At 70.8% G+C, this 26,166-nt stretch carries 21 protein-coding genes; 13 read left to right on the top strand and 8 right to left on the bottom strand.

Translation table 11 applies throughout. From position 1 onward, the window contains the following. Positions 1-37: 37 nt before the first annotated feature. Positions 38-454: an ATP-binding protein gene (locus ACIP5W_RS26520; RefSeq protein ID WP_401478444.1), complete on the bottom strand. Its 417-nt coding sequence runs from the start codon at positions 452-454 to the stop codon at positions 38-40. After that, positions 451-675: a hypothetical protein gene (locus ACIP5W_RS26515; protein WP_401478441.1), complete on the bottom strand. Its 225-nt coding sequence runs from the start codon at positions 673-675 to the stop codon at positions 451-453. Before ACIP5W_RS26515 ends, ACIP5W_RS26520 begins: the two co-directional genes overlap by 4 nt. 112 nt (positions 676-787) lie before the next feature. Here ACIP5W_RS26515 and ACIP5W_RS26510 point away from each other — a divergent pair, with 112 nt between their 5' ends. Together ACIP5W_RS26510 and ACIP5W_RS26505 are read left to right on the top strand one after the other, a co-directional pair. Next, positions 788-1,651, top strand: a complete 864-nt coding sequence (locus ACIP5W_RS26510) for a Scr1 family TA system antitoxin-like transcriptional regulator (protein ID WP_401478438.1) — start codon at positions 788-790, stop codon at positions 1,649-1,651. Then, entirely contained in the window at positions 1,623-1,823 is a 201-nt protein-coding gene (locus ACIP5W_RS26505) for a DUF397 domain-containing protein (protein WP_401478436.1), read from the top strand. Before ACIP5W_RS26510 ends, ACIP5W_RS26505 begins: the two co-directional genes overlap by 29 nt. A gap of 66 nt (positions 1,824-1,889) precedes the next feature. Here the strand turns inward: ACIP5W_RS26505 and ACIP5W_RS26500 are convergent, their stop codons facing one another. The 3 genes from ACIP5W_RS26500 to ACIP5W_RS26490 all read right to left on the bottom strand — a co-directional run bounded on the left by ACIP5W_RS26500 (position 1,890) and on the right by ACIP5W_RS26490 (position 5,491). Further along, a complete protein-coding gene (locus tag ACIP5W_RS26500; RefSeq protein ID WP_401478433.1) occupies positions 1,890-3,935 on the bottom strand; it encodes an NAD(+) synthase in 2,046 nt (681 codons plus the stop codon). Between the two features lie 285 nt (positions 3,936-4,220). Continuing rightward, the gene (locus tag ACIP5W_RS26495) at positions 4,221-4,835 is read right to left on the bottom strand and encodes a DUF305 domain-containing protein (protein ID WP_401478430.1); all 615 of its coding nucleotides are present in this window, start codon (positions 4,833-4,835) and stop codon (positions 4,221-4,223) included. Then, positions 4,832-5,491: a DUF3105 domain-containing protein gene (locus ACIP5W_RS26490; protein WP_401478427.1), complete on the bottom strand. Its 660-nt coding sequence runs from the start codon at positions 5,489-5,491 to the stop codon at positions 4,832-4,834. The genes ACIP5W_RS26495 and ACIP5W_RS26490 overlap by 4 nt, the downstream gene beginning before the upstream one ends. A gap of 253 nt (positions 5,492-5,744) precedes the next feature. Here ACIP5W_RS26490 and ACIP5W_RS26485 point away from each other — a divergent pair, with 253 nt between their 5' ends. The 4 genes from ACIP5W_RS26485 to glnA all read left to right on the top strand — a co-directional run bounded on the left by ACIP5W_RS26485 (position 5,745) and on the right by glnA (position 9,507). After that, entirely contained in the window at positions 5,745-6,179 is a 435-nt protein-coding gene (locus ACIP5W_RS26485; protein WP_401478424.1) for an RrF2 family transcriptional regulator, read from the top strand. Positions 6,180-6,425: 246 nt separating this feature from the next. Beyond that, positions 6,426-6,914 carry a sortase gene (locus tag ACIP5W_RS26480; protein ID WP_401478421.1) on the top strand — a complete coding sequence of 163 codons (489 nt, stop codon included), beginning with the start codon at positions 6,426-6,428 and terminating at the stop codon, positions 6,912-6,914. Positions 6,915-7,022: 108 nt separating this feature from the next. Continuing rightward, positions 7,023-7,751, top strand: a complete 729-nt coding sequence (locus tag ACIP5W_RS26475) for a class F sortase (RefSeq protein ID WP_401478418.1) — start codon at positions 7,023-7,025, stop codon at positions 7,749-7,751. Between the two features lie 394 nt (positions 7,752-8,145). Continuing rightward, entirely contained in the window at positions 8,146-9,507 is a 1,362-nt protein-coding gene (gene glnA / locus ACIP5W_RS26470) for a type I glutamate--ammonia ligase (protein ID WP_363087097.1), read from the top strand. An 88-nt stretch (positions 9,508-9,595) separates the two neighbouring features. Here the strand turns inward: glnA and ACIP5W_RS26465 are convergent, their stop codons facing one another. Then, positions 9,596-10,039 (bottom strand): VOC family protein, encoded by a 444-nt coding sequence (locus tag ACIP5W_RS26465; protein ID WP_401478415.1) that lies wholly within the window; start codon positions 10,037-10,039, stop codon positions 9,596-9,598. A gap of 170 nt (positions 10,040-10,209) precedes the next feature. On the opposite strand from ACIP5W_RS26465, the gene ACIP5W_RS26460 reads away from it, so the two are divergent. Then, positions 10,210-13,206 (top strand): bifunctional [glutamine synthetase] adenylyltransferase/[glutamine synthetase]-adenylyl-L-tyrosine phosphorylase, encoded by a 2,997-nt coding sequence (locus tag ACIP5W_RS26460; RefSeq protein WP_401478412.1) that lies wholly within the window; start codon positions 10,210-10,212, stop codon positions 13,204-13,206. A gap of 187 nt (positions 13,207-13,393) precedes the next feature. Here the strand turns inward: ACIP5W_RS26460 and ACIP5W_RS26455 are convergent, their stop codons facing one another. Together ACIP5W_RS26455 and ACIP5W_RS26450 are read right to left on the bottom strand one after the other, a co-directional pair. Beyond that, the gene (locus tag ACIP5W_RS26455; RefSeq protein WP_401478409.1) at positions 13,394-14,224 is read right to left on the bottom strand and encodes a phosphatase PAP2 family protein; all 831 of its coding nucleotides are present in this window, start codon (positions 14,222-14,224) and stop codon (positions 13,394-13,396) included. Positions 14,225-14,347: 123 nt separating this feature from the next. Beyond that, positions 14,348-15,391 (bottom strand): LacI family DNA-binding transcriptional regulator, encoded by a 1,044-nt coding sequence (locus ACIP5W_RS26450; protein ID WP_401478406.1) that lies wholly within the window; start codon positions 15,389-15,391, stop codon positions 14,348-14,350. A gap of 381 nt (positions 15,392-15,772) precedes the next feature. On the opposite strand from ACIP5W_RS26450, the gene ACIP5W_RS26445 reads away from it, so the two are divergent. The 6 genes from ACIP5W_RS26445 to ACIP5W_RS26420 form a co-directional block, all read left to right on the top strand. Further along, positions 15,773-17,047: an extracellular solute-binding protein gene (locus ACIP5W_RS26445; RefSeq protein WP_401478403.1), complete on the top strand. Its 1,275-nt coding sequence runs from the start codon at positions 15,773-15,775 to the stop codon at positions 17,045-17,047. A 108-nt stretch (positions 17,048-17,155) separates the two neighbouring features. After that, the gene (locus ACIP5W_RS26440) at positions 17,156-18,157 is read left to right on the top strand and encodes a carbohydrate ABC transporter permease (RefSeq protein ID WP_401478400.1); all 1,002 of its coding nucleotides are present in this window, start codon (positions 17,156-17,158) and stop codon (positions 18,155-18,157) included. Between the two features lie 13 nt (positions 18,158-18,170). Then, complete coding sequence (locus ACIP5W_RS26435; RefSeq protein WP_401478397.1) at positions 18,171-19,076, top strand: sugar ABC transporter permease; 906 nt, start codon at positions 18,171-18,173, stop codon at positions 19,074-19,076. 275 nt (positions 19,077-19,351) lie between these two features. Continuing rightward, entirely contained in the window at positions 19,352-21,046 is a 1,695-nt protein-coding gene (locus ACIP5W_RS26430; RefSeq protein ID WP_401478393.1) for a glycoside hydrolase family 13 protein, read from the top strand. Between the two features lie 252 nt (positions 21,047-21,298). Continuing rightward, positions 21,299-22,672 (top strand): alpha-amylase family protein, encoded by a 1,374-nt coding sequence (locus ACIP5W_RS26425; protein WP_401478390.1) that lies wholly within the window; start codon positions 21,299-21,301, stop codon positions 22,670-22,672. A 174-nt stretch (positions 22,673-22,846) separates the two neighbouring features. Then, positions 22,847-26,166 (top strand): alpha-amylase family glycosyl hydrolase (locus tag ACIP5W_RS26420; protein WP_401478387.1); only part of this gene is annotated, 3,320 nt, incomplete at its 3' end.

Here is a 26,166-nt window from a genome sequence, read left to right as displayed (position 1 = left end):
GTGTTCGCCATGGTGGAGGCCACAATTCCGGACGCCCTCAGGCCCCTGCCGAAGTCGCGGCCCCGGCAGGGCCCTCCAGGACCGGCGCCTCCGACCGGCGTCCCGGTAAGGCCAGTTCGCACCAGACCGTCTTGTGGTCCGCCCCCTGCTCCACGCCCCAGCGCCGGGCCAGCGCGTCGACCAGGGCCAGGCCGCGGCCGGACTCGGCGGTGCCGGCGGCCGACAGCAGGACGGGGAGGGCGCGCGCGTCGGGGTCGGTGACCTCGACGCGGGTGTGGCCGTGGGGTGTGCCGGTGACGCGGACCGTCACCGGGGTGCCCTCACCGAGGTGGTCGATGACGTTCGTCAGCAACTCCGTCGCGCACAGCAGGACGTCGAAGTCGAGGGCGCGCAGGTGGTGGCGCAGTTCGGGCACGGACTTCGGCGTGGCGAGCAGGGTGACTTCGAAGGTCATCGCCCGGTCGCCGCCCCGCGCAGGGCGGTCGCGAGCGCGTGGGCCGTGGCGGTGTCGCAGTTCCCGAGCGCGACGAGGCCGGCGGGCGGCGGGCACGCACCGGCGAGGCTCGGCAGGTTCGCCCGCAGGGACGGCAGCGTGACGCCGTGCAGGGCGAGGGCGGTACGCAGGTTCTCGACGCAGAGGGTGACGTCGTAGGCGGTGGGGGAGCGGTCGGGCATGGGAGCGGCCACCTTCTGTGCGGTGTGTGACGAACTCCTCACAGAATGTCGCCGTGCTGGCTACGGTGGAAGAGGTCGCGCGTCCGCGACCGGCACGGCGGAAGGTGTGCGAGTGGCACGGCGCAAGGACATCGACGGCTCGATGAGCGTCCCGACGTTCTACGGCAAGGAGTTGAGGTGGAAGCGGGAGGCCGCGGGACTCTCGCTGGAGGCGATGCTCCAGGGCAGCTTCTACGGCAAGACCTACCTCAGCGACATCGAACGCGGCGAACGCCGCATGCCGTTGGACCTGGCGCGGCACGTGGACCAGGTGCTGGGGACCGACGGGTTCTTCGAACGGCACTGTGAGGACGTGCGGAAGGCGCGGCGGGCCGGGCACGCCGAGTACTTCGAGAAGGTCCTGGAGGCGGAGAAACACGCCACGACCATCGAGGAGTGGTGCCCGATGCTGATCCCGGGACTGCTGCAAACCCCGGCCTACGCGCGGGCCGTCATCCTGGCGGGTCTCCCGTTGTCCGCCGATGCCGAGGTGGAGGAGAAGGTCGGCGCCCGAATGGCGCGCGCCGACCTCTTCGAGGCGGATCACCGCACTCCGGAGTACTGGGTGATCCTGCATGAGTCGCTGATCAGCGACCCCCTTCTGGAGGCCGAAGGGATGGCCGAACAGATGGATCGGATCGTGGAGTTGGTGGAGCGCCGCCGAATCACTTCGCAAGTTCTACCGCGGAAGTGTGTAGCACACCCCTTCATGACCGGCTCGGCCATGATCATGACCTTCTCGGACGCCCCACCACTCTTCTATACAGAGGCGCTGCACAGCGGCGACACCGTCGACGATATTGCGCTCGTACAGGAGTACCGCAGGTCGTACGATCGGCTCAGGGCCGTCGCGCTGTCACCGGAGGCGTCCCTGGCCATGATCAAGGCAGCGGCAGGGGACTACCGAAATGGCAAAGAAGCCAATCGACTTGAGTGACGCCCTATGGCAGAAGTCCAGCTATAGCAACGCGAGCGGCGGTAACTGCGTCGAAGTAGCCACCGACTTCCCCGGCCTCGTCCCCGTCCGGGACTCCAAGGTCCCCCACGGCCCCGCCCTCGTCGTCGGCGCCGCCGCCTGGGCGCCCTTCGTCGCGTCGCTCAAGGGCTGAACGCTCAAGGGCTGAACCGGGCGCCGGGGAGCAGTCCCCGGCGCCCGGTCCCTCACCAGGGCGCGGTCAGCCTTCCGCCACCGCCTCGTCGACGCGGGCGAGGTCGCGCAGCCAGGCCTCGGCCGTACTGTCGGACGGGGCGCGCCAGTCGCCGCGCGGGGACAGCGAACCGCCGGCCGAGACCTTCGGCCCGTTCGGCATGGCCGAGCGCTTGAACTGCGCGAAGGCGAAGAAGCGGCGGCAGAAGACCTCCAGCCAGCGCCGGATCTCCGGCAGGTCGTACGCCACCCGCTTGGCCTCGGGGAAGTTCGGGGGCCAGGCGCCGCCCTCCGCGTCGTGCCAGGCGTGCCAGGCGAGGAAGGCGATCTTCGAGGGCCGGAAGCCGTGGCGCAGCACCTGGAAGAGGGTGAAGTCGTGCAGCGCGTACGGGCCGATCCTGGACTCGGTGGACTGCATCTCCTCGCCCGGCACCAGCTCCGGGCTGATCTCGGTGTCGAGGATCGCGGTCAGCACCTTCCCGGTCTCCTCGTCGAACTGGCCGCTGCTGACGACCCAGCGGATCAGGTGCTGCATCAGCGTCTTCGGCACGCCCGAGTTGACGTTGTAGTGGCTCATCTGGTCGCCCACGCCGTACGTGGACCAGCCGAGCGCCAGTTCCGACAGGTCGCCGGTGCCCAGCACGATGCCGCCGCGCTGGTTGGCGAGCCGGAACAGGTAGTCGGTGCGCAGGCCCGCCTGCACGTTCTCGAAGGTGACGTCGTACACCGGCTCGCCCGAGGCGAAGGGGTGGCCCATCTCCTTCAGCATCAGCCGTGCGGTCGGCGTGATGTCCAGCTCGGCCGCCGTGACCCCGAGGGCCCGCATCAGCTGGTGGGCGTTGCCCTTGGTGTGGTCGCTGGTGGCGAAGCCGGGCAGGGTCCAGGCCAGGATGTCGCTGCGCGGCCGGCCCGCGCGGTCCATCGCGCGGGCGGCGACGATCAGCGCGTGCGTGGAGTCGAGGCCCCCGGACACCCCGATGACGACCTTCGGGCCGCCGATCGAGGCCAGCCGCTGCTGGAGGCCGGCGACCTGGATGTTGTACGCCTCGTAGCAGTCCAGGGCGAGCCGCTCGGCGTCGGCGGGCACGAACGGGAACCGTTCGACGCGCCGGCGCAGCCCCAGGTCGGCGGCCGGCGGGGCGAGCGTGAAGGACACCGTCCGGAAGTCGCCGGTCCGTGCGGCGTGCGTACGCCGGTTCTCGTCGAACGTGCCCATCCGCATCCGCTCCTGCCGGAGCAGGTCGAGGTCCACGTCGGCCACCGCGTGGCTCTCGTCGAGCGCGAAGCGGTCGGACTCCGCCAGCAGCATCCCGTTCTCGTAGATCAGGGTCTGCCCGTCCCAGGACAGGTCGGTGGTCGACTCGCCCAGCCCGGCCGCCGCGTAGACGTACGCGGCGAGGCAGCGGGAGGACGCGGAGCGGCACAGCAGCTTTCGGTCCTCGGCCCTGCCGACCGTGATCGGGCTGCCCGAGAGGTTGACGAGGACGGTCGCGCCCGCCAGGGCGGCCTCGGCGCTCGGCGGCACCGGGACCCACATGTCCTCGCAGACCTCGGCGTGCAGCACCAGCCCGGGGACGTCCGCCGCCTCGAACAGCAGGTCCACGCCGAACGGCACGGCCCGGCCGCCGACCCGGATCGTCCCGCCGCGTTCGTCGTCGCCCCCGGCGATCTGCCGGCGCTCGTAGAACTCGCGGTAGTTCGGCGGGTACGACTTGGGCACGACGCCGAGCACCCGGCCGCGGTGCACGAGCACCGCGCAGTTGTAGACCCGGTTGCGGTGGCGCAGCGGGGCACCGACGACCAGGACCGGCAGCAGGTCCGCCGATCCCGCCACCACCTCCTCCAGCGCCTCCTCGACCTGGTCGAGCAGCGCGTCCTGGAGCAGCAGGTCCTCGATGGAGTAGCCGCACAGCACCAGCTCGGGGAACACGGTGACGGCGACCCCCTCGTCGGCGCACCGGCGGGCCTGGCGCAGCACCGCCTCGGCGTTGGCGTGCGGGTCGGCGATGACGGTGTGGCCCGTGCACGCGGCGACGCGCGCGAAGCCGTGCTGGTAGATCGACCAGAAGTTCAACGGAGCTTCCTCGGGTGAAGGGGGCGGGCACGGCGGACGAGCGCACGGGGTCCTGCCGGCACAGGGCGGATTCCGGACACACGGGCAGTGTAATCGTCAGAGCGACGCGATGGGGGGTACGGGGGTGCAGGGCCGCCCCACGCACGCCGCGAGGGGCGCGGGATCCGTGTTCCCGCGCCCCTCTGGGAGCTGTTCTCCGGGGCCCGTACCGCACGCGCCACGCGTCCCCGGGGTTCCTGCCGCGAAACACCTCGGGAGCCGGTCTCCCGGCGGGCGGCCCGTGCCCTACGGACGCGGTGCGGCCCCCCGTGCCGTGAGCATGTCGGCCATCAGCTCGATCTCCGACTGCTGCGCCTCGACCATGCCCTGCGCGAGCCGCTTCTCCACGCCCACCGTGCACTTGTCGGCACAGCCCTCGGCCATGTGGACGCCGCCCCGGTGGTGGTCCGTCATCAGCTGGAGGTAGAAGATCTCGGCCTGCCTGCCGTTCAGTTCGCCGAGCTTCTTCATCTCGGCGTCGGTGGCCATGCCCGGCATCAGCGCCCCGTCCTCGCCGGAGGCCATGCCGGCCATGTCCATCCAGGCCATCGGCTCGTCGGAGGACACCTTGGGCAGCTTCCACAGGTCGAGCCAGCCGATCAGCATGCCGCGCTGGTTGGCCTGCGTCTGCGCGATGTCGTAGGCGAGCCGCCGCACCTCCTCGTCCTTCGTGCGGTCGCGCACGATGTACGACATCTCGACGGCCTGCTGGTGGTGCACCGCCATGTCCCGGGCGAAACCGGCGTCCGCGGACGCGGCGGAGGGCACCTCGGAGCCGTTGTCCCCGGCCACGGAGTAACTGATCGCCCCGGCCGCGACCAGTACCCCGGCGGCGGCCACGGCGACTCCCGCGTACCTCACTTCGACAGACCGCCCGTGCACGCGGCGCCCGGCTCCGGGGTCTGCTCGCCCTGCACGTACTTCTCGAAGAACTTGTCCACGTTCGGGTCGCTCGCCCCGGTCACCGTCCGCTGGTGCCCCCAGGCGGTCAGCACGATCGGATCGGCCTGCTTGTCGTCCGGGCTCATCAGCGTGTACGGCGTCTTCTTCACCTTCGCCGCCAGCGCGTCCACGTCGGCCTTCGGCGCCTTGCTGCTGTACGTCACCCAGACCGCGCCGTGCTCCAGCGAGTGCACCGCGTTCATGTTGTTCAGGGCCTCGGTGTAGACGTCCCCGTTGCAGTTCATCCACACCTGGTTGTGGTCACCGCCGACCGGCGGCTCCATCGGGTAGGCGACCGACTTGGTGACGTGGTTGCGGCCCAGCGTGCCCTTCCACGTCTTCACGCCGTCCGAGCCGGTGACGAAGCTGCCCGAGGTCTTGGCGTCGGCGGAGGGGGTGTCGTCCGACTGCGACCGCACGAGCAGCACGGTGCCGACGACGAGGGCGGCCACCACGAGGGTGCTCACCGTGATCGTCAGGACCCGGTTGCGCCGCTCGCGCGACCGCTCGGCACGGCGCATCTCCTCTATGCGCGCCTGGCGCGCCGCGCTGGTGTTCTTGTTGGCGGAACCCATGAGGCCTGTCCTTCTGGGAAAGGGGGAGCGGAACGGTCGGTGCGTGCGGTGCGTGCGGTGCGTGCGGGGTCCGCGGGCGGTCGCGGTGTCCGGGCGTTGTTCGAGTCGTTCGGTTCCACTGATCGTAGTGCGACAACCGGGTGAACCCGTAGGCAGGTCACGGCCAAGGACGGGTGCGAGCGGTGCCGGGCCAGCCCGCATAATCGGAAGCTGGGATGCGCATTATGTGCGCGCCTCCTCTACCCTTCACTCCATGCGGCTCTTGCGATCCACCGACCTGGCACTGCGCGTGCTGATGCGGCTCGCGGTGGTGGGCGGGACCACTCCGACGACCCGGGACGTGGCCGCCGCCATGGAGGTCCCCTACACCCACGCGGCCAAGGTCGTCGCGGAACTCCGGCACATGGGCCTCCTGGAGGCCCGTCGCGGCCGGGGCGGCGGCCTGGCCCTGACGGAGAAGGGCCGTACGGCGTCGGTGGGCGCCGTGGTCCGCGCCTTCGAGGGCGACGGCGACGTCGTCGACTGCGAGGGCGCCACCCCATGCCCCCTGAGCGGCGGCTGCCGCCTGCGCGGCGCCCTGCGCCGGGCCCAGGAGGCCTTCTACGCCTCACTGGACCCGATCACGGTCTCCGACATCGTCGCGGCCCCGACGGGCCCGCTGCTGCTGGGGATCTCCGGGCGGAGCTGACGGGTCCGGCGGGGCCGCCTGCCGGGTCCGCCCCGCGGCCCCCGCGCCCCCCGCGCGGCCCCCCGTGTCGACTCCGCTCCGGGTGGCCGGAGACACGCTCGTGGCGAGGCGACGCATACGCCTGCCGGGTGAAACACGTGTCCAACTGCCACGTTGCGCAAGCTGCCTGGCGTTGATCGTTTCATCAGTGGAAAAGAAAAAGGGTGCCATACGGGCAAACCGGACACGATTTCACTGGAGGACTCCTTGCGCAACACACACGTCGGTGTCGGTATCGGACTGATGGTCGGTGCCCTGACGCTGCAGATTCCGGTGGCCGCAGCCGACGACTCGAGTCTCCACATCCGCTCGCGGGCGGGTTCTTCCGGCTCCACGGTCACCGTCAGCACCGACGCCTGCGGCGCGGACGTGACCTACGGCAAGGGCGAGTCCGAGCTGGCAGGGGCGTTCCACCTCTTCGAAGGGAAGCGCAAGGGCGTCCTCACCGGCCGGTTCACGGTGCCGGAGGGGACCGGGGCCACCACCGACACCGTCACCGTCAAATGCCCGCCGCGGATCAAGCTCACGGAGTCGTACGAGCTGACGGCGGGCCGGCCCAACGGTGCCGTCGAGGCCGGTTTCGGGAGCAGCGACAGCGCCGCTTCCCAGCTCGCTCTCGGCGGAGGGCTGTTGGCCGCGGGCGCCGCGGGCTGGCTGGTGCGTGCACGTCGCCGCTCGCCCGCGAACCGCACCTGACCACCCGCGCGTCGTCGCACCGGCTCCCGGTACGTCCCGCACCGGGAGCCGCACGGCACGGCCGATCGTCTCTCCATCCCCCGGTCGTCAGCGAGAGGCTCGAACACGATGACCCCCGGGCACCCCGACCCCACCCCCACCCCCGCCCCCGCCCCCGCTTCCTCGCCCTCGTACGTCCCTTCGACCAGACTCCTGGCCTGGACCCTGGTGGCAGGCGCGCTGCTGGTGGCCGGTGCGCTGCGCGACGGACAGCCGCCGCAGCCTTCGGAGGGCCAGGCCTTCTCCGCCCCGGCAACTCCGCCCGCCGGCGGCACCACCCCGGCGGCTTCCCCCGCCGGCGGCACCGCACCTGCGGCAGGCCCCACCGTTCAGCCGCTGCCGCCCTCGCCGCCGCTGCGGCTGCGGATTCCCGCGATCGGCGTGGACGCGCCGTTGAGCAAGCTGGACCTCGACGCGTCGGGGGCGCTGCGGCCCCCACCGGCCGACGCCCCCGGCCTCGCCGGCTGGTACGGCGGGGGCACGTCTCCCGGATCCGTCGGGACGGCCGTCACCGCGGGGCACGTGGACCTGCCCACCGGCGCCCCCGGGGTCTTCTACCGCCTCGGCTTCGTCGCCAAGGGCAACACGGTCGAGATCGACCGGGCCGACCGGCGCACGGCCGTTTTCACCGTCGACGCCGTGGAGCTCTACGACAAGGACCGATTCCCCGACGACAAGGTCTACGGCAGTTCCGGCCGGGCCGAACTACGCGTGATCACCTGCGGCGGCGGTTACACCAAGCGCACCGGATACCAGGGCAACGTCGTCGTCTACGCCACCCTCACCGCGGTCAGATAGACGGGCGCCCGCCTCGACGTCGTCCTCGTCCTCCGGCGTGCCGGCCGTCGTCAGGCCGCCGCCGTCCACCGGGCACGGCCGGAAGGTGACGACGTCGTCGGTCCCGGGGACGCGCTCGACGATCTCTTGGATCTCGACGATCTCCTGGACGCGGATTGACTTGCCGGAGGCCGGGCTGAAGGGGGGCCGGGCGTTACGGATGTCGGTGCGAACAGGCAAGATGGGCGGGGAGCGGTACACCTGCCGCACGCGAGGCGTTCACCCCGGGGTCGGTCTCACGATCAAGGTGCGCAACGCGCATGAAATGGTGTTGTGGTGGGATGCTCAGGTGCCCGACCGCCTCCCGCGATGCGGGAGACAGGCGGCCTGACCGGCAAGGATGGGGAAGCGGAAGATGGACAAGCAGCAGGAGTTCGTGCTCCGGACGTTGGAGGAGCGCGACATCCGGTTCGTACGCCTGTGGTTCACGGACGTGCTGGGCTTCCTCAAGTCCGTCGCCGTGGCCCCGGCCGAACTCGAACAGGCCTTCGATGAAGGCATCGGCTTCGACGGCTCCGCCATCGAGGGCTTCGCCCGGGTGTACGAGTCCGACATGATCGCCAAGCCGGACCCGTCCACCTTCCAGGTCCTCCCCTGGCGCGCGGAGGCCCCCGGCACCGCCCGCATGTTCTGCGACATCCTCATGCCGGACGGCTCCCCGTCCTTCGCCGACCCGCGGTACGTCCTCAAGCGCGCCCTCGCCCGCGCCTCCGACCTGGGCTTCACCTTCTACACCCACCCCGAGATCGAGTTCTTCCTGCTGAAGGACCGCCCCCTCGACGGCTCGCGCCCCACCCCCGCCGACAACTCCGGCTACTTCGACCACACCCCGCAGAACATCGGCATGGACTTCCGCCGCCAGGCGATCACCATGCTGGAGTCGATGGGCATCTCGGTCGAGTTCTCCCACCACGAGGGCGCCCCCGGCCAGCAGGAGATCGACCTGCGGTACGCCGACGCGCTCTCCACGGCCGACAACATCATGACGTTCCGCCTGGTGATGAAGCAGGTCGCGCTGGAACAGGGCGTCCAGGCGACCTTCATGCCGAAGCCGTTCTCCGAGCACCCCGGCTCCGGCATGCACACCCACCTCTCCCTCTTCGAGGGCGACCGCAACGCCTTCTACGAGTCCGGTTCGGAGTACCAGCTCTCCAAGGTCGGCCGCTCCTTCATCGCGGGCCTGCTGAAGCACGCGGCGGAGATCTCGGCCGTGACCAACCAGTGGGTCAACTCCTACAAGCGCATCTGGGGCGGCTCCGAGCGCACCGCCGGCGCCGGCGGCGAGGCCCCCTCGTACATCTGCTGGGGTCACAACAACCGCTCGGCCCTGGTCCGCGTCCCGATGTACAAGCCCGGCAAGACCGGCTCGGCCCGCATCGAGGTCCGCTCCCTCGACTCCGGCACCAACCCCTACCTGGCCTACGCCATGCTGCTGGCCGCCGGCCTCAAGGGCGTCGAGGAGGGCTACGAGCTGCCGCCGGGCGCCGAGGACGACGTGTGGGCCCTCTCCGACGCCGAGCGCCGCGCGATGGGCATCGAGCCCCTCCCGCAGAACCTCGGCGAGGCCCTGACCCTGATGGAGCGCAGCGACCTGGTCGCCGAGACCCTCGGCGAGCACGTCTTCGACTTCTTCCTGCGCAACAAGAAGTCGGAGTGGGAGGAGTACCGCTCCGAGGTCACCGCCTTCGAGCTGCGGAAGAACCTGCCGGTGCTGTGACCTGCTCGGCGCGGTGCGTCGAACGGCCGGGGGCCGGTGGCCGGTGGCCGACGGGCAGCCACCGGCCCCCGGCCGTGCGCGGCGGGAGCTACTGCGCGCGCCGTCCGGCCAGGTCCGCGAGGACCTGGTGCAGGGGTTCCGTCGCGCGGCGGCGGTACTCCTGGATCGCCCAGCCGTTGCCGTCGGGGTCCTTGAAGTACATCAAGGTGGCGCCGTCCCGCGGGGCGAACTGCTGCGGCTCGCTCACCTCCAGGCCGCGGGCGGTCAGCTCCTCGTAGGCCACCTTCGCGTCCGTCACGCACAGCTGCATCCCGTGGTACGTCCCCGGACTCGGAGTGCCCGTCGGGACCTGGAGCCCGTCCACCAGGGCGATCGAACAGCCCGAGCCGGGCGGCGTGAGCTGCACGATCCGTACGCCGTCCATCACCTCGCCGTCGAGGTCCACGTGGAAGCCGACCTTGTCCCGGTAGAACTCCTTGGCCCGGTCCACGTCGGACACCGGTAACAGGATGACTTCGAGGGTCATGTCCATGGAGTGACTCCTTCGTCGCGACTGTCGTGCATGCCGTACGGCCGCCCCGGAGCAGCCCGGAGACACGCGGCTGCCCCTCACCCAACCCGAAACCCGGCCGGGGCGCCACCGTGCCGACGCGGGTTAGGCTCGAGCCCGTACGACCTTGATCGGAGTCGAGGAGGCCGGGGATGACGGGGCCGGGGCGCAGAAGCAGCACCTTCACGCGACTGCTGCGGCACGGGTTCACCGATCCCTCCGCCGCCGAACGCCTCCTGGACGGCGCCGAGCTGTCCCCGGTGCGCGACGACCCCGTGCTGCTGGAGGCCCTCGGCCGCACCGCCGATCCCGACCTCGCCCTCCGGGGACTCGTCCGGCTGCTGGAGGCGCAGCCCGGTGCGGGCGCCCGGCGCGAGCTGATCGACACCGTGATAGCCGCCAAGCCGCTGCGCGACCGGCTGCTCGGGGTTCTCGGCGCCTCCGCCGCCCTCGCCGACCACCTCGCCCGGCACCCCCGGGACTGGGAGGTCCTGGTCACCTACGAGCCGAGCGACCTGCACCCCGGGGTGGAGGAGTTCGAACGCGGACTCGCCGGCGCCGACGAACCGGTCTCGCTGCGGATCGCCTACCGGCGCTGCCTGCTGTCCATCGCCGCCCGCGACGTGTGCGGGACCACCGATCTGGCCGAGACCGCCGCCGAACTGGCCGATCTGGCCACCGCCACACTCCGGTCCGCCCTCGGTCTCGCCCGGGCCGCCGCCCCCGACGACGCCGCGCTGTGCCGGCTCGCGGTGATCGCGATGGGCAAGTGCGGCGGACACGAGCTGAACTACGTCTCCGACGTCGACGTCATCTTCGTGGGCGAGGCCCTCGACGGGGCCGACGAGGGCAAGGCGCTGCGCGCCGCCACCAAGCTCGCCTCGCACATGATGCGGATCTGCTCGGAGACCACCGTCGAGGGGTCCATCTGGCCCGTCGACGCCAACCTGCGGCCCGAGGGCCGCAACGGCCCCCTGGTGCGGACGCTCAGCAGCCATCTCGCCTACTACCGGCGCTGGGCCAAGACCTGGGAGTTCCAGGCCCTGCTGAAGGCCCGCCCGGTCGCCGGTGACCTCGCCCTGGGCGCGGAGTACGTCGCCGCCGTCGAGCCGCTGGTGTGGCAGGCCGCCGAGCGGGAGAACTTCGTCGCCGACGTCCAGAAGATGCGGCGGCGGGTCGTCGAGAACATCCCCGTCGCCGAGGTCGAGCGCGAGCTCAAGCTCGGGCCGGGCGGGCTGCGGGACGTCGAGTTCGCCGTACAGCTGCTCCAGCTGGTGCACGGGCGGGCCGACGCGTCGCTGCGCAGCGGCACCACCCTGGACGCGTTGCAGGCGCTCGCCACCGGCGGCTACGTCGGGCGGGCCGACGCCGTCCAGCTCGACGCCGCCTACCGGTTCCTGCGGTCCATGGAGCACCGGATCCAGCTCCACCGGCTGCGCCGCACCCACCTCGTCCCCGAGGCCGAGGGCGACCAGCGGCGGCTCGGACGGTCGCTCGGGCTGCGGACCGACCCGGTGGCCGAGCTGAACCGCGAGTGGAAGCGGCACGCCGCCGTCGTACGGCGGCTGCACGAGAAGCTGTTCTACCGGCCGCTGCTGGACGCGGTGGCCCAGCTCCCCTCCGGCGAGGCGCGGCTGAGCACCGCGGCCGCCCGCGAGCGGCTCGTCGCGCTCGGCTACGCCGACCCGGCCGCGGCCCTGCGGCACCTGGAGGCGCTGGCGTCCGGGGTGACCCGCAAGGCGGCGATCCAGCGGACGCTGCTGCCGGTGCTGCTCGGCTGGTTCGCCGACTCCGCCGATCCCGACGCCGGACTGCTCAACTTCCGCAAGGTGTCCGACGCGCTGGGGAAGACGCCCTGGTACCTGCGGCTGCTGCGCGACGAGGGCGCGGCCGCGGAGAACCTGGCACGGGTCCTGTCGGCGGGGCGGCTCGCGCCCGATCTGCTGATGCGGGCGCCCGAGGCCGTCGGGCTGCTCGGGGACGGCGACGGGGGCGGGCTGGCGCCGCGCGGCCGGGCCCATCTGGAGCAGGAGATCCTCGCCGCGGTCGGCCGCGCGGACGGTGCCGTGCAGGGGGTCACCGCGGCGCGCGGGGTGCGGCGCCGGGAGCTGTTCCGCACGGCCGCCGCGGACATCGTCGCCTCCTACGGCACGGAGGCGCAGCCCGTCGAGGCCGACCAGGGCGCCCTCGTCGACCTGGTCGGCGGGGCCGTCTCCGACCTCACCGCGGCCACCCTGGCCGGCACCCTGCGGGCCGTGGTGCGCGAGGGCTGGGGCGACACGCTGCCCACCCGGTTCGCGATCATCGGCATGGGGCGGTTCGGGGGGCACGAGCTGGGCTACGGGTCCGACGCGGACGTGCTGTTCGTGCACGAACCCCGCGAGGGGGCCGACGAGCAGGAGGCCGGGCGGGCGGCCAACGCGGTCGTCGCCGAGATGCGGCGGCTGCTGCAGGTGCCCAGTGCCGATCCGCCGCTGCTCGTCGACGCCGACCTGCGCCCGGAGGGCAAGTCCGGGCCACTCGTGCGGACGCTGAACTCGTACGCGGCCTACTACCGGCGGTGGTCGCTGGGATGGGAGTCGCAGGCGCTGCTGCGGGCCGAACCGGTGGCCGGGGACGAGGAGCTGGGGCGGCGGTTCGTCGAGCTGATCGACCCGCTGCGGTATCCGCCGGCCGGACTCGGGGACGACGCGGTGCGGGAGATCCGGCGGCTGAAGGCGCGGATGGAGTCGGAGCGGATGCCGCGAGGGGCCGATCCCAAGCTGCACACCAAGCTGGGGCCGGGCGGCCTGTCGGACGTCGAGTGGACCGTGCAGTTGCTGCAGCTGCGGTACGGGGCCCGGGAGGCGGGGCTGCGGACCACGCGTACCCGCGGGGCGCTGGCCGCCGCCCGGGACTGCGGGCTGCTGTCGGAGGAGGACGCGGCGACGCTGGACGAGGCCTGGGTGCTGGCCACCAGGGTGCGCAACGCGGTGATGCTGGTGCGGGGGCGGGCGGGGGACACCTTCCCGTCCGATCCCCGCGAGCTGGCCGCCGTGGGGCGGTACCTGGGGTACGGGCCCGGTCATGTGGGGGACATGCTGGACGACTACCGGCGGACCGGGCGGCTGGCCCGGCAGGTCGTGGACGCGCTGTTCTACGGCGGGTGACGGCTTGCGCGGTCACCCGGCGCCGCAGAGGACGAGGACGCCGCAGAGGACGAGAACGGGACGGCCGGGACCACGCCGCCGGAGCGGGCCGGGCGGGGGCCGGGCCACGGCGGCGGCCGTCGGGCCGCCCGCCCGGTGCACGGGTGCCGTCGGGCGGCGGACCGCGGAGACGGTGTCCGCCGTGTGACTACGGTCTCGGCGGTGGGTGCCGCGGCAGGGCGTGCGGCAGGGCGCCGTACCAGAGGCGGGCCACCGCGTAGCCGAAGGCCAGGCAGACGAGCCCGCCCACGGCGTCCAGCCAGAAGTGGTTGGCGGTGGCGACGATGACGACCAGGGTGGCCACCGGGTAGAGCAGGCCCAGGATGCGCACCCAGGGGAGTGTGGCCAGGGCGAAGAGTGTCAGACCGCACCACAGGGACCAGCCGATGTGCATGGAGGGCATCGCGGCGTACTGGTTCGACATGTTCTTGAGGTCGCCGGAGGCCATCGAGCCCCAGGTCTGGTGGACGACCACCGTGTCGATGAAGACGCCGCCGTTCATCAGGCGGGGCGGGGCCAGCGGATACAGGTAGTAGCCGACCAGGGCCACGGCCGTGGTGGCGAACAGGGCGAGGCGCGTGGCCGCGTAGCGGCCGGGATGGAGGCGGTAGAGCCAGACCAGGACGCCCAGGGTCAGCACGAAGTGCAGCGTGGCGTAGTAGTAGTTCATGCCGACGATGAGCCAGGTGACCGAGTTGACCGTGTGGTTGACGGACTCCTCGACGGCGATGGCCAGGTGGTGCTCCATCCGCCAGATCCAATTGGCGTTGCGCAGGGCCTCGGTCCGCTGCTCCGGCACCGCGTTGCGGATCTGTGAGTACGTCCAGTAACTCACCGCGATCAACAGGATCTCGAACCAGAGGCGCGGACGGCGCGGAGTGCGCAGCCGCTGCAGCCGGCCAGGGCTTTGCGGGGCCGTGACAGGCTCCGGGACGGCCTGGTCATGGCCTTCCAGAGACGTCACGGTCGATTCACCCATGGACACAGAGTCTGCCAGAAAAGCCTTCTCCCCCGATCATCCCCTGGTCCGATGCGGCCCGCATGTTCTCCCACCTCGAACCCTCTCCGGGGACACGGCGGACATACCGCCCCGAAAGCGGACTCATGTGTCCTGTGGGCGAGTTCGCTCCCCGGGTGCCGAGGCCGTCGAGCCGCGGACCACCAGCTCCGGCATGAACACGAACTCGCTGTGCGGGGCCGGCGTACCGCCGATCTCCTCCAGCAGGGTGCGCACCGCGGCCTGCCCCATCGCGGGGACCGGCTTGCGGACCGTCGTCAGCGGCGGGTCGGTGAAGGCGATCAGGGGGGAGTCGTCGAATCCGACGACGGAGATGTCCTGGGGGACGGACAGGCCGCGCTGGCGGGCCGCCCTTATCGCGCCGAGGGCCATCATGTCGCTGGCGCAGACCACCGCCGTGCAGCCGCGGTCGATGAGGGCCATGGTGGCGGCCTGGCCGCCCTCCAGGGTGTAGAGGGAGTGCTGGACCAGGTCCTGCTCGACCGTCTCCGCGTTCAGCCCGAGGGTCTCCTGCATGGCGCGGACGAAGCCCTCGATCTTGCGCTGCACCGGCACGAAGCGCTTCGGGCCGAGGGCCAGGCCGATCCGGGTGTGGCCCAGGGACGCGAGGTGGGTGACGGCCAGCGCCATCGCCGCCCGGTCGTCGGGGGAGATGAACGGCGCCTGCACCTTGGGGGAGAAGCCGTCGACGAGCACGAAGGGGACGCCCTGCGCGCGCAACTGCTCGTAGCGCTGCATGTCGGCGGTGGTGTCCGCGTGCAGGCCGGAGACGTAGATGATGCCGGCGACCCCGCGGTCCACCAGCATCTCGGTCAGCTCGTCCTCGGTGGAGCCGCCCGGGGTCTGGGTGGCGAGCACCGGGGTGTAGCCCTGGCGGGTCAGCGCCTGGCCGATGACCTGGGCCAGGGCCGGGAAGATGGGGTTCTCCAGCTCGGGCGTGATCAGGCCGACCAGGCCGGCGCTGCGCTGGCGCAGGCGGACGGGGCGCTCGTAGCCCAGGACGTCCAGAGCAGCGAGCACGGACTGGCGGGTGGTGGCGGCGACGCCGGGCTTCCCGTTGAGGACGCGGCTGACGGTCGCTTCGCTCACCCCCGCCTGCGCAGCGATGTCGGCAAGCCGTGTGGTCACAGGATTGGACTGTACCGGCCAGGTGTCCCCTTGCACACCAAACGGGCGCCGTGGGCGACCTGTTGGACGGCCCCGGCCGGGCTGCTGCGTCATCGCGCTCCCTCGTGAAAGTGATGGCAAGAGCTTGCAGAGTCTTGCACAAGCCGTCTTCGGCCGCTCCGCCGTAGGAAACAAGCGTCTCATGACGGTCGCCAAGAGGTCACGCCCGAATAACTTCGGAGATCTCTTGCACTTCTTTTCTGCAAGGTCTTTCGCAACGCTTACATCGCTGTTACGTTCTGGACGCCCGACGGCAGCAATGGCGCGGTCGGCAAGTCGACAGGGGCGGCGGACGGGGCCGCTCCCTGAGCTTCACGGGCTTTCACCCTCAAGGAGAACTCAATGCGGCGTGGCATAGCGGCCACCGCGCTGGTGGCGTCCCTCGCCCTCGCGGCGACGGCCTGCGGCGGAAGTGACGACAGCGGCGACTCGGCCGACGGTCCGGTCACCATCACCTGGTGGGACACCTCCAACGCCACCAATGAGGCGCCGACGTACCAGGCCTTGGTCAAGGAGTTCGAGGCCGCCAACAAGGACGTCAAGGTCAAGTACGTCAACGTCCAGTTCGACCAGGCGCAGAACAAGTTCGACACCGCCGCCGGTTCCAAGGGCGCCCCGGACGTGCTGCGCTCCGAGGTCGGCTGGACCCCCGCCTTCGCCAAGAAGGGCTTCTTCCTGCCGCTGGACGGCACCGAGGCCCTCGCCGAGCAGGACAAGTTCAAGTCGAACCTGATCGAGCAGGCGAAGTACGAGGGCAAGACGTACGGCGTGCCGATCGTCACCGACACCCTCGCGCTCGTCTACAACAAGGCGCTCTTCACCAAGGCCGGCATCACCGAGGCGCCCAAGAGCTGGGACGACCTGAAGAAGGCCGCCGCCACGATCAAGGACAAGACCGGCGTCGACGGCTACTGGGGCTCCACCCAGGCCTACTACGCCCAGTCCTTCCTCTACGGCGAGGGCACCGACACCGTCGACGTCGACGCCAAGAAGATCACCGTCAACTCGGCGGCGGCGAAGAAGGCGTACGGCACCTGGCTCGGCATGTTCGACGGCAAGGGCCTGCACAAGGCGGACACCACCGCGGACGCCTACGCCCACATCCAGGACGCGTTCGTCAACGGCAAGGTCGCGGCCATCGTCCAGGGCCCGTGGGAGATCACGAACTTCTACAAGGGTTCGGCCTTCACGGACAAGAACAACCTGGGCATCGCCACCGTCCCGGCCGGCTCCACCGGCAAGGCCGGCGCCCCGACCGGCGGCCACAACCTCTCGGTCTACGCCGGCTCGGACGCCGCCCACCAGAAGGCCGCGCTGAAGTTCGTCAAGTTCATGACCTCCGCGAAGGCCCAGGCGACCGTCGCGCAGAAGAACTCCACGCTGCCGACGCGCGACGACGCCTACACCGCCGAGGTCAAGGCCGACCCGGGCATCGCCGGCTACCAGACCGTGCTGTCCGCCGCCCAGCCGCGCCCGGCGCTGCCGGAGTACAGCTCCCTGTGGGGCCCCCTGGACACCGAACTGCCCAAGATCGCGGGCGGCAAGGAGTCCCTCGACAAGGGCCTGAGCACCGCTGAGACCGCCATCGCCAAGCTGGTGCCGGACTTCAGCAAGTGAGCCCCGCGTGGCCGCCGGATCACCCTGAACACGGGGGAGTGATCCGGCGGCCACCGGCCTGTGTCCCAGCCCGCCCCTGATCTTCGAATTTCCAGAAGGTGTCGAACCATGACAGTCGCCATCGACCGCGCGACCGGCAAGCGCCGCGGTGACGCCCCGCGCCCCGGGCTGGGCCAGCGTCTGAAGCACGGTTACCAGAAGCACTGGTACGCCTACGTCATGATCGCCCCCGTGGTGGTCGTCCTCGGCGTCCTCGTGCTGTACCCCCTCGGGTACGGCATGTACCTCACCCTCACCGACGCCAACAGCCTCAACACGGCCCGCACGATCGGCGTCAACGAGATCGAGGCCACCTACAAGTTCATCGGCCTGGACAACTACGCCGACATCCTGTGGGGCGAGACCGCCTACGACCGCTTCTGGTCGCACTTCATCTGGACGATCGTCTGGACGGCGGCCTGTGTCGCCCTGCACTACACCATCGGTCTCGGCCTCGCCCTCCTGCTCAACCAGAAGCTGCGCGGACGCACCTTCTACCGGCTGATCCTGGTCCTGCCCTGGGCCGTGCCGACCTTCGTCACCGTCTTCGGCTGGCGGTTCATGCTCTCCGACGGCGGCATCATCAACTCCGCCCTGGAGAGCCTGCACCTGCCGACGCCGCTGTGGCTGGAGGACAGCTTCTGGCAGCGGTTCGCCGCGATCATGGTCAACACCTGGTGCGGCGTGCCGTTCATGATGGTCTCCCTGCTCGGCGGCCTGCAGTCCATCGACTCCTCGCTCTACGAGGCCGCCGAGATGGACGGCGCGAACGCCTGGCAGCGGTTCCGCTACGTCACCCTGCCCGGCCTGCGCTCGGTCAGCTCGACCGTCGTCCTCCTCGGCATCATCTGGACCTTCAACCAGTTCGCCGTGATCTTCCTGCTGTTCGGCAACACCGCGCCGGACGCCCAGATCCTCGTCACCTGGGCGTACTACCTCGGCTTCGGACAGCAGCCGCGTGACTTCGCCCAGTCGGCGGCCTACGGCATCCTGCTGCTGGCCATCCTGATCGTCTTCACCTCTTTCTACCGCCGCTGGCTGAACCGCAACGAGCAGCAGCTCGCGATCTGAGGCAGGAGTTCCCATGAGCACCACCACCGTCGAGACCTCCGCCGACGTGACCGAGCGGCCCGCGGCCGCCCCCGGCAAGGCCCGGGGACGCGAGAAGCGGGGTGTCCTCGCCTCGCTCGCCTCGCACGGCGTGCTGGTCACCGCCTCGCTGATCGCGCTCTTCCCGATCGCCTGGCTGGTCTACCTCTCGCTCGGCCCGGACAAGGACGACTACCTCCACCCCGGGCGCATCTGGTCGAAGATGACCTTCGACAACTACACGTTCGTCCTCCAGGACACGAACTTCTTCGACTGGCTGAAGAGTTCGCTGATCGTGTCGCTGGGCACCACGGTGATCGGCGTGCTGATCGCCGCCACCACCGGCTACGCGGTCTCCCGCATGCGCTTCCCCGGCTACCGGAAGTTCATGTGGGTGCTGCTGGTGACCCAGATGTTCCCGGTCGCCGTGCTGATGGTGCCGATGTACCAGATCCTGTCGGACCTCCAGCTCATCGACACCTACCTCGGTCTGATCCTGGTCTACTGCTCGACCGCGGTGCCGTACTGCGCCTGGCTGCTCAAGGGCTACTTCGACACCATCCCGTTCGAGATCGACGAGGCCGGCCGGGTCGACGGGCTGACCCCCTTCGGCACCTTCGCGCGGCTGATCCTGCCGCTCGCCAAGCCGGGCCTCGCGGTGGCCGCGTTCTACAGCTTCATCACGGCCTTCGGCGAGGTCGCCTTCGCCACCACGTTCCTGCTGGACGACGAGAAGTACACCCTCGCCGTCGGACTCCAGAGCTTCGTCAGCGAGCACGACGCACAGCGCAACCTGATGGCCGCCACCGCGGTGCTGATCGCGATACCGGTCTCCGCGTTCTTCTACCTCGTGCAGAAGAACCTGGTGACCGGTCTGACCGCGGGCGGCACGAAGGGGTGACGTCGCGCCGGGAGGGCGGTCGTGCGACCGCCGGCCGCACACTCGCGGCCGCTCCCGCGCGGCGCCGGACCACGTGGCGAGAGCCGCGGGCCGGCGTCCCCGCGCCCCTTGGGGGGCGTGCCCACCGAAGACCCGAGGCGGCCGCGGTCACCATCCGACCCCGCTGTGACCGCGGCCGCCTCGTCAGCCACCGCCGTACAACCGCCCGAACCCGACGACTCCTCCCCCCGCCCGGCCTCGCCCGGGCGGGGGACCCCCACCGCCTCGAGGAAGCCATGAGCCAGCAGCACTCCGCCGCCCCGGCCCCGACCACCCGGCCCGTCCCGGCCGTCGCCACCGTCGCGCAGCGCGGCGACTGGTGGCGGGACGCGGTCATCTACCAGGTGTACCCGCGCAGCTTCGCCGACAGCAACGGCGACGGCATGGGCGACCTGGAGGGTGTACGCTCCCGCCTCCCGTACCTGCGCGACCTCGGCGTGGACGCCGTGTGGCTGAGCCCCTTCTACGCCTCGCCGCAGGCCGACGCCGGCTACGACGTCGCCGACTACCGTGCCGTCGACCCGATGTTCGGCAACCTCCTGGACGCCGACGCCCTGATCCGCGACGCCCACGGCCTGGGCCTGAGGATCATCGTCGACCTGGTCCCCAACCACTCCTCCGACCAGCACGAGTGGTTCAAGCGGGCGCTCGCCGAGGGACCCGGTTCCGCACTGCGCGACCGCTACCACTTCCGCCCCGGCAAGGGCGCGGACGGTGAACTGCCGCCCAACGACTGGGAGTCCATCTTCGGCGGCCCGGCCTGGACCCGGGTGACCGAGCCCGACGGCACGCCCGGCGAGTGGTACCTGCACCTCTTCGCGCCCGAACAGCCCGACTTCAACTGGGAACACCCGGCCGTCGGCGACGAGTTCCGCTCCATCCTGCGGTTCTGGCTCGACATGGGCGTCGACGGCTTCCGCATCGACGTGGCGCACGGTCTGGTGAAGGCGGAGGGCCTGCCCGACCTGGGCTCCCACGACCAGCTCAAGCTGCTGGGCAACGATGTCATGCCGTTCTTCGACCAGGACGGCGTGCACGAGGTCTACCGGCAGTGGCGCCTGGTCCTCGACGAGTACGCCGGTGAGCGCATCTTCGTGGCCGAGGCGTGGACCCCGACCGTCGAGCGGACCGCCAACTACGTCCGCCCCGACGAACTGCACCAGGCCTTCAACTTCCAGTACCTGGCCACGGAGTGGGACGCCAAGGAGCTGCGCCAGGTCGTCGACCGCACCCTGGAGGCCATGCGTCCGGTCGGTGCCCCGGCCACCTGGGTGCTCTCCAACCACGACGTCACCCGGCACGCCACCCGCTTCGCCAACCCGCCCGGCCTCGGCACCCAGATCCGCACGGCGGGCGACCGCGCCCTGGGGCTCAGGCGCGCCCGCGCGGCCAGCCTGCTGATGCTGGCGCTGCCCGGCTCGGCGTACGTCTACCAGGGCGAGGAACTGGGGCTGCCGGACGTCGTCGACCTGCCCGACGAGGTCCGCCAGGACCCGGCGTACTTCCGCGGCGCCGGCCAGGACGGCTTCCGCGACGGCTGCCGGGTCCCGATCCCGTGGACCCGCGAGGGTTCGTCGTACGGCTTCGGCGGTGGCGGCAGCTGGCTGCCGCAGCCCGGGGGCTGGGGCGAGCTGAGCGTCGAGGCGCAGCAGGGCGTGCCCGGCTCGACGCTGGAGCTGTACCGCTCGGCGCTGGCGCTGCGCCGGTCCCGGCCTGACCTCGGCGCGGGCGACTCGGTGGAGTGGCTGCGCGCCCCCGAGGGCGTCCTGGCGTTCCGGCGCGGGGAGTTCGTGTGCGTCGCCAACACCACCGGTGAGCCGGTGACGGTCCCGGCGTACGGCCGTGTCCTGCTCGCCAGCGGTGAGCCGACCGAGGCGGACGGCGGGACGAGGCTTCCGGCGGACACGACGGTGTGGTTCACCACGGCCTGACGGTCCGGCACGGCCTGCGGTCCGACATGACCTGGCGGTCCGGCACGACCTGACGGTCCGGTCCGCCCCGTTCCGGCGGTCCGGACCGCCACGGCCCGACGGCCCCGTGAAACTTCTTGCATCAACTTCTCCCGGCCCGCTGCCTTTTCAGGCAGCGGGCCTTTAACATCTGCGTCACCGCAAGGTTGCTGGAATATTTCAGCAAGAACCTTCAGCGGCTTTCAGCGACCTTCAACGTCGAAGGAACCCCACATGGCACGCAGAACCCTCTCCGGGGCGCTCGCCCTCTCGGCCGCCGCCCTTGTCATGACCCCGTCCTTGGCGCAGGCCTCCCCGCCCGGCACCAAGGACGTCACCGCCGTCCTCTTCGAGTGGAACTTCGCCTCCGTCGCCAAGGAGTGCACCAACACCCTCGGCCCCGCCGGCTACGGGTACGTGCAGGTCTCCCCGCCCGCCGAGCACATACAGGGCGCGCAGTGGTGGACGTCGTACCAGCCGGTCAGCTACAAGATCGCGGGACGCCTCGGCGACCGCACGGCCTTCCAGAACATGGTGAACACCTGCCACGCCGCCGGTGTGAAGGTCGTCGCCGACGCGGTCGTCAACCACATGTCCGCGGGCAGCGGCACCGGCACCGGCGGCTCGTCGTACACGAAGTACAACTACCCCGGCCTGTACTCCTCGTACGACTTCGACAACTGCACCTCGCAGGTCACCAACTACCAGGACCGCTGGAACGTCCAGAACTGCGAACTGGTCGGTCTCGCCGACCTCGACACCGGCGAGGACTACGTCCGCGGGGCCATCGCCAAATACCTGAACGACCTGCTCTCCCTCGGCGTCGACGGCTTCCGCGTCGACGGGGCCAAGCACATCGCGGCCGCCGACCTCGCGAACATCAAGTCCCGGCTGAGCAACCCGTCGGTGTACTGGAAGCAGGAGGTCATCTACGGCAGCGGCGAGGCCGTCCAGCCCACCGAGTACACCGGCAACGGCGACGTCCAGGAGTTCCGCTACGCCTACGACCTCAAGCGGGTCTTCAACAACGAGAACCTCGCCTACCTGAAGAACTACGGCGAGGGCTGGGGCTACATGAGCAGCGGTGTCTCCGGTGTCTTCGTCGACAACCACGACACCGAGCGCAACGGCTCCACGCTCAGCTACAAGGACGGCGCCAACTACACCCTGGCCAACGTCTTCATGCTGGCCTGGCCCTACGGCGCCCCGGACATCAACTCCGGTTACGAGTTCTCCGACACGGACGCCGGCCCGCCGAACGGCGGCTCCGTGACCGCCTGCTGGCAGAACGGCTGGAAGTGCCAGCACGCCTGGCCGGAGATCCAGCGCATGGTCGCCTTCCGCAACGCCACCCGCGGCCAGTCGGTGACGAACTGGTGGGACAACGGCGGTGACGCGATCGCCTTCGGCCGGGGCTCCAAGGGCTTCGTCGCGATCAACCACGAGAGCGGTTCCCTGAGCCGGACCTACCAGACCTCGCTGCCTGCCGGGACGTACTGCAACGTGCAGAACAACACGACGGTGACGGTCGACTCGAGCGGCCGGCTCACCGCCACCCTGGGCGCGAACACCGCGTTGGCCGTCTACGCGGGCAAGTCCAGCTGCTGACCGTGTGACCTGACCGTGTGACAGCACGGGTCGTGAAATTTCTTGCCGAGTCTTTCACGACCCTTGCTGTAAGCCTTTCGTCAGGGTTACGGTCACGCCGGCGCCCGGCGACGCAGCCGTCCCGTGGCGCAGGGGTCGGACCCAATGAGCCGTAATCGCAAGGAGTTCACACCTGTGACACCGAGATGGCCGGCGCCCGGGACGCGCCGCACCCACCGTGCCGGACGGGTCGCCGCGGTCACCGCGGCAGCCCTCGCCGCAGCCCTCGTGCAGCCGCTCGCGGCCCGCGCCGCCACCCCGCCCCCGCCGCCCTCCGACGCGGCGCTGGCGAAGACCGCCGCCCGGCACGACCTCACCCGCGAGCAGTTCTACTTCGTCCTGCCGGACCGTTTCGCCAACGGCGACACCGCCAACGACAAGGGCGGCCTGACCGGTTCCCGTCTCGCCACCGGCTACGACCCCACCGACAAGGGCTTCTACCAGGGCGGCGACCTCAAGGGCCTCACCCAGCGCCTCGACTACATCAAGGGGCTCGGCACCACCGCCCTGTGGATGGCGCCCATCTTCAAGAACCAGCCCGTCCAGGGCACCGGGAAGGACGCCTCGGCCGGCTACCACGGCTACTGGATCACCGACTTCACCCAGGTCGACCCGCACTTCGGCACCAACGAGGACCTGGAGACCCTCATCGACAAGGCGCACGCCAAGGGGATGAAGGTCTTCTTCGACGTCATCACCAACCACACCGCCGACGTCGTCGACTACGAGGAGAAGTCCTACGGCTACCTCGCCAAGGGTGCCTTCCCGTACCTGACGAAGGACGGCGAGCCCTTCGACGACGCCGACCACGCGGACACCGGTGACTTCCCCGGGACCGACGCCGGTTCCTTCCCCCGCACGCCCGTCGTGCCCTCGGCGAAGAAGAACCTCAAGGTCCCCTCCTGGCTCAACGACCCCACGATGTACCACAACCGGGGTGACTCGACCTTCGCCGGCGAGAGCTCGACGTACGGCGACTTCTCCGGCCTCGACGACCTGTGGACCGAGCGTCCCGAGGTCGTCCGGGGCATGGAGAGGATCTACCAGCGCTGGGTGCGCGACTTCGGTGTCGACGGCTTCCGCATCGACACCGTCAAGCACGTGAACATGGAGTTCTGGACGCAGTGGGCCACGGCCCTCGACGCCTACGCCGCGAAGCGGGGCCGCGACGACTTCTTCATGTTCGGCGAGGTCTACTCCGCCGACACCGCCGTCACCGCCCCCTACGTCACCCAGGGCCGCCTCGACGCCACCCTCGACTTCCCCTTCCAGGAGGCGGCCCGCCAGTACGCCTCCCAGGGCGGCAGCGCGAAGAAGCTCGCCTCCGTCTTCGGTGACGACTACCGGTACACCACCGACAAGGCCAACGCCTACGAGCAGGTGACCTTCCTCGGCAACCACGACATGGGCCGCTTCGGCACCTTCCTGACCCAGGACGACCCGAAGGCCACGGACGCCGAACTCCTCGCCAAGGACAAGCTCGCCAACGAGCTGATGTTCCTCAGCCGCGGCAACCCCGTCGTCTACTACGGCGACGAGCAGGGCTTCACCGGCGCCGGCGGCGACAAGGACGCCCGCCAGACGATGTTCGCCTCGAAGACCGCCGACTACCTCGACGACGACCGGATCGGCACCGACCGCACCCACGCGAGCGACGCCTACGACACCGGCGCCCCGCTCTACCGGCAGATCAGCACCCTCGCGGCGCTCCGCAAGGCCAACCCGGCCCTCACCGACGGCATCCAGACCGAGCGGTACGCCGCCGACGGCGCGGGCGTCTACGCCTTCTCCCGCACGGACGCGAAGACCGGCACCGAGTACGTCGTCGCCTTCAACAACGCGGACGAGGCCGAGTCGGCGACCTTCGCGACCGGTTCGGCGGGCACGGCCTTCCACGGGATCCACGGCACCTCCGCGACCGTCACCTCCGACGCCGGCAAGAAGATCACCGTGACCGTCCCGGCCGGCTCGGCGATCGTCCTCAAGGCGGCCGGGAAGCCCGCCGCGCCGGCCACGAAGCCCACCGTCACCCTCCGGGCCCCGGCCGCCGGCGCCACCGGCACGGTCGAGCTGAGCGCCGACGTGGACGGCGGCGGGCTCAACCGCGTCGTCTTCGCCGCCCAGGTGGGCAACGGGAAGTGGCGGACGCTGGGCTCCGCCGACCACGCCCCCTACAAGGTCACCCAGGTCGTCGGCGAGGACGTGCCCCCCGGCACCGCCCTGCGCTACAAGGCCGTGGTGATCGACTCCGCCGGTCGCACGGCGAGCGCGACCGCCGCCTCCGCCACCGGCACCCCGCCCGCCCCCGAGATCCCCACCGCCTCCTCCCGCGACTACGCGGTCGTCCACTACAAGCGCACCGACGGCGACTACGCGGACTGGGGCCTGTACGCCTGGGGCGACCTCGCCGACGGCGAGTCCACGAACTGGCCCGACAGCCACCCCTTCACCGGCCGCGACGCGTACGGCGCCTTCGCCTACGTCAAGCTGAAGCCGGGCGCGTCCGGCGTGGGCTTCCTCGTCATCGACGGACAGGGCAACAAGGACGTCTCCGCCGACCGCACGATCGACGTCACGAAGACCGGTGAGATCTGGATCGAGCAGGGCAAGGAGACCGTCCTCACCGAACGGCCCGCGTACCCGGCGCAGGACAGGAGCAAGGCCGTCCTGCACTACCACCGGGCCGACGGGAACTACGACGGCTGGGGCCTGCACACCTGGACGGGCGCCGCGAACCCCACCGAGTGGTCGAACCCGCTGAAGCCGGCGCGGACCGACAGCTACGGCGCGGTCTTCGAGGTGCCGCTCACCGAGGGCGCCACCAGCCTCAGCTACATCCTCCACAAGGGCGACGAGAAGGACCTGCCCACCGACCGGTCGCTCGACCTCACGGCGAACGGCCACGAGGTGTGGCTGCTGAACGGCCAGGAGAAGTACCTCCTTCCGCAGCCGGCCGGCTCCGCCGCAGCCCTCGACCTCACCACCTCCAAGGCGGTCTGGATCGACCGGAACACGGTCGCCTGGAACGGCTCCGACGCCGCCGCCTCCACTCAGCTGCTGTACTCGCGCACCGGCTCGGTCACGGTGAAGGACGGCGCGCTCACCGGCGCCGACCAGCGCTGGCTGCGGCTTGCGAAGAGCACCCTCACCGACGCCCAGAAGGCGAAGTTCCCGCACCTGAAGGACTACACCGCCTGGACCGTCGACCCACGTGACCGCGACCGCGTCCGCGAGGCCCTGCGCGGCCAGGTCGTCGCCTCCCAGCGGGCGGTGAACGGCGCGGTGCTCGCCGCCACGGGCGTGCAGACCGCGGGCGTCCTCGACGACCTCTACGCGGGCGCGACCAGGGCCGGCCTGGGTCCGACGTTCCGCGACGGCCGTCCCACCCTGGCCGTCTGGGCGCCGACCGCGCAGAAGGTCGCCCTGGAGATCGGCGGCTCCACCGTAAGGATGAG

This window comes from Streptomyces sp. NPDC088766 (assembly GCF_044750845.1).
GTDB lineage: Bacteria > Actinomycetota > Actinomycetes > Streptomycetales > Streptomycetaceae > Streptomyces.
Note: the sequence above shows the minus strand (reverse complement) of the source record. Positions and strands in the feature narration are given on the sequence as shown.

Excerpts from the sequence above, each read along its gene's own strand:
- ACIP5W_RS26455 (WP_401478409.1), bottom strand. The coding sequence starts at position 14,224 with ATGGGTGAATCGACCGTGACGTCTCTGGAAGGCCATGACCAGGCCGTC.
- ACIP5W_RS26490 (WP_401478427.1), bottom strand. The coding sequence starts at position 5,491 with ATGGGTTCCGCCAACAAGAACACCAGCGCGGCGCGCCAGGCGCGCATA.
- glnA (WP_363087097.1), top strand. The coding sequence starts at position 8,146 with ATGGACAAGCAGCAGGAGTTCGTGCTCCGGACGTTGGAGGAGCGCGAC.
- ACIP5W_RS26520 (WP_401478444.1), bottom strand. The coding sequence starts at position 454 with ATGACCTTCGAAGTCACCCTGCTCGCCACGCCGAAGTCCGTGCCCGAA.
- ACIP5W_RS26465 (WP_401478415.1), bottom strand. The coding sequence starts at position 10,039 with ATGGACATGACCCTCGAAGTCATCCTGTTACCGGTGTCCGACGTGGAC.
- ACIP5W_RS26475 (WP_401478418.1), top strand. The coding sequence starts at position 7,023 with ATGACCCCCGGGCACCCCGACCCCACCCCCACCCCCGCCCCCGCCCCC.
- ACIP5W_RS26485 (WP_401478424.1), top strand. The coding sequence starts at position 5,745 with ATGCGGCTCTTGCGATCCACCGACCTGGCACTGCGCGTGCTGATGCGG.
- ACIP5W_RS26445 (WP_401478403.1), top strand. The coding sequence starts at position 15,773 with ATGCGGCGTGGCATAGCGGCCACCGCGCTGGTGGCGTCCCTCGCCCTC.
- ACIP5W_RS26435 (WP_401478397.1), top strand. The coding sequence starts at position 18,171 with ATGAGCACCACCACCGTCGAGACCTCCGCCGACGTGACCGAGCGGCCC.
- ACIP5W_RS26430 (WP_401478393.1), top strand. The coding sequence starts at position 19,352 with ATGAGCCAGCAGCACTCCGCCGCCCCGGCCCCGACCACCCGGCCCGTC.
- ACIP5W_RS26515 (WP_401478441.1), bottom strand. The coding sequence starts at position 675 with ATGCCCGACCGCTCCCCCACCGCCTACGACGTCACCCTCTGCGTCGAG.
- ACIP5W_RS26460 (WP_401478412.1), top strand. The coding sequence starts at position 10,210 with ATGACGGGGCCGGGGCGCAGAAGCAGCACCTTCACGCGACTGCTGCGG.
- ACIP5W_RS26440 (WP_401478400.1), top strand. The coding sequence starts at position 17,156 with ATGACAGTCGCCATCGACCGCGCGACCGGCAAGCGCCGCGGTGACGCC.
- ACIP5W_RS26505 (WP_401478436.1), top strand. The coding sequence starts at position 1,623 with ATGGCAAAGAAGCCAATCGACTTGAGTGACGCCCTATGGCAGAAGTCC.
- ACIP5W_RS26425 (WP_401478390.1), top strand. The coding sequence starts at position 21,299 with ATGGCACGCAGAACCCTCTCCGGGGCGCTCGCCCTCTCGGCCGCCGCC.